The sequence below is a fragment of the Klebsiella sp. HMSC25G12 genome (genome assembly GCF_001807705.1).
In the GTDB taxonomy this organism is placed as follows: domain Bacteria; phylum Pseudomonadota; class Gammaproteobacteria; order Enterobacterales; family Enterobacteriaceae; genus Klebsiella; species Klebsiella variicola.
The window spans coordinates 1-521 of record NZ_KV789918.1 but is presented as its reverse complement, the minus strand read 5'-3'; the positions used below and the strand labels follow the sequence as shown (position 1 = coordinate 521).

The window sequence follows — 521 nt, the reverse complement described above, 5'->3', positions numbered from 1 at the left end:
CCGTGCCTGATATCTTGCCCGGCGGCGCTGCGCTTGCATGGGCCTAAGCGCCAGCCGGACGGTTCCCTCTCCCTTCGGGAGAGGGCTAGGGTGAGGGGAAGCACTGCAGTGTGGTTGTTTATGTTATCTGTGGCTTCAGCGTAGTTTGCGCTCCCGGTTAATCGTCTGCGTTATGTCACTTATGGTGCTGGGAGCGCACAGGGGGCGGCCAGTCGCCGCCGCCCCCTGTACCCCCGGGCTCCGGCCAGCAACATCGCCACTGCGTGGTCCCTTCGACTTATCCCTGCAGGCTTCGGGTCGGGCCGAGGCAGCGTCCCTGCAAAACACGGCCCTCAGCCCGCATCCATGCGGGCTGCCCCGGCCTGCCGGGAACGTCTCAGCGATGTTGAGGCCGCCAGCACCGGCAGTTTCAGCAGCCCCAGGACCCGCGGTGATTTGGGTTTGTAGGCCGGGTAAGGCGTACGCCGCCACCCGGCGAAATCAAGGATACCGTGCCTGATATCTTGCCCGGCGGCGCTGCG

General features: G+C 65.6%; 1 protein-coding gene. It reads right to left on the bottom strand.

Going from position 1 to position 521, the window contains the following annotated elements; genetic code table 11:
• Positions 1-332: 332 nt before the first annotated feature.
• A partial coding sequence (locus HMPREF3096_RS31095; RefSeq protein ID WP_176747758.1) for a hypothetical protein occupies positions 333-521 on the bottom strand: 189 nt, incomplete at its 5' end.